The sequence below is a fragment of the uncultured Campylobacter sp. genome, assembly GCF_938018145.1.
GTDB lineage: Bacteria > Campylobacterota > Campylobacteria > Campylobacterales > Campylobacteraceae > Campylobacter_A.
This window is the reverse complement of sequence record NZ_CALIII010000169.1, coordinates 1-2,008: the sequence shown is the minus strand read 5'-3', so window position 1 is coordinate 2,008 and position 2,008 is coordinate 1. Positions and strand designations below refer to the sequence as shown.

Sequence of the window (2,008 nt, the reverse complement as noted above, 5' to 3'; positions counted from 1 at the left end):
ATGCCTACGTCCGTATCGTTGCCGCTATCTCTGATACCGTGCAAAAGCCCTTTCATCATATCCACGGACTCTAGCACCACGTCCATGATATCGGGAGTTATCTTTAGCTCGCCGCGGCGGGCTTTGTTTAGCACGTCCTCCATGTGGTGAGTGAGCTTAGTAAGGATATCGAAATTTAAAAAGCTAGACGATCCTTTAACCGTATGGGCGACGCGGAAAATTCTATTTAAAAGCTCCAAATCCTCGGGGTTTGACTCAAGTTCAATGAGATCATGGTCTATTTGTTCTACTAGTTCGAAGGCTTCAACCAGGAAGTCTTCCATTATTTCTTTCATATCATCCATGATTTCCCCCTTATTTCTTGTTCGCTTCGATCACGCGAAGCACCTCGTTGTAAAATAGCGTCGCGTCAAATTTGGTTAGATACGCGGCAGCTCCAGCCTCTTTGCTTTGAGCTTCGGTGTAGTCTTTGCTCAAAGAAGAGTTAAATATAATAGGAATTCCCGTATATCTCGGATCGTCTTTTATCGTCGATGCGAAGCGGTATCCGTCCATCTGCGGCATCTCGATATCGCTTAAGATCACCTTTAGATGGCTATCAAGCTTATCGCCGTACATCTCGTAAAGATCTTGCATCCTATCAAGCCCCTCTACGCCGTCTTTTGCTTCGACGACTTTTAGCCCCATTTTCTCAAGAGTATCTTTTACGAGCTTTCTAGCCGTCGAGCTATCGTCTAGCACGAGCGCTAGGCCGTTTAAAAGCTTGTTTTGATCGATCTCGACTTCTATTTTTGGGCTATAAATGCCAAGCTCTTCGACGACGCTTTCAAGATCAAGTATAAGTAAAACCTCGTCGTTTTCGATGCGGGTTACGCCTGTGATCTTTCCTTTATCCAGCGTTCCGGCGTTTGAGGCGAAAGTTGCCGCTTCGATATCCGCCCAGCTTATGCGCCTGATTCGCTTTGCCTCGTGGACGATAAAGCCTATCAATATCCCGCTAAATTCGGCAATGATGACGCGAGGCTTGATAGCTCCGCCCTTAGGCTCGTTTATCTGCATCCATTTAGCTAAATTTATCACGGGTATAACTACGCCGCGCAGGTCAAAAATCCCCTCGATATACTCGGGTACTCCGGGAAGTTCGGTTAAATTAGGCATCTTGATGATCTCGCGCACCTTAGAGACGTTGACGCCGTATATGCCCTCATATACCTTGTCTCCCGCCTGCTTAAAGATACGAAAATCAACAAGTTCCATCTCGTTTGAACCGGTTTTTAATGTGCCGTTGTTAAGCATTTTAAACCTTTACGCTCTTTCGAGCAAACTTAATATTTTGGTCGTATTCTACTACAAAATAGCTTTGCTCGCATGCAAAAGATGGAACATTTATATATTTTTGTTTACCTATCGTGTACTGTTCGCCTTGGTGATAGTGCCCCTCGATGACGACATCAGCCTCGTAAAATGCGTTATATCGGCGCATTTTTGCCTCGACTAAATTCTTAAAATTCGGTATTTTATAATCTAAAATTTTTCGTTTAAGCTTATTTAAAATTCGTTTCGAGAGTCTAAAATTTAAAAATTTATCGAAAAAATTCATCGTTTTTAAAAACCATTTGACACGCAAAAACCTCAAAGCGTATTTTGCAACGAAAGGCAAAAATATATCTCCGTGCGCGATAAGCACGCTCTGTCCGCACTCAGAGGCAAATTTAACCGGCTGGGCGCCGATCGGATAGGCTTTGACGTTTTTAAAAAGCCTTGCTAGGTTAAAATCGTGATTTCCCTCGAAATAATAAATTTCCATTTCCTCGCCCAGCTCGTCGATCGCGCGGACGTATCGCTCGTAAAATTTGACGAAAAACTCGCACTCGCTCGCCAAAAAATCAAACATATCGCCCATCAAAAACAGCTGCGGCGTCTTTATCTCGCCGCTTTTTAACGCGCACAAAAAATGCCAAAAATTTTCGCGATTTTCGTTTTCGTGCGAGTCGGCGATAAAGATCGC

At 43.8% G+C, this 2,008-nt stretch carries 3 protein-coding genes; all 3 read right to left on the bottom strand.

Annotated features, from left to right (window positions below):
• On the bottom strand, positions 1-344 hold a 344-nt coding region (locus Q0338_RS03920), incomplete at its 3' end, for an Hpt domain-containing protein (protein WP_298085619.1).
• 10 nt (positions 345-354) lie between these two features.
• Positions 355-1,296 carry a chemotaxis protein gene (locus Q0338_RS03915; RefSeq protein ID WP_298085618.1) on the bottom strand — a complete coding sequence of 314 codons (942 nt, stop codon included), beginning with the start codon at positions 1,294-1,296 and terminating at the stop codon, positions 355-357.
• Between the two features lies 1 nt (position 1,297).
• Positions 1,298-2,008: UDP-2,3-diacylglucosamine diphosphatase (locus Q0338_RS03910; RefSeq protein WP_298085617.1), on the bottom strand; the 711-nt coding region annotated here is incomplete at its 5' end.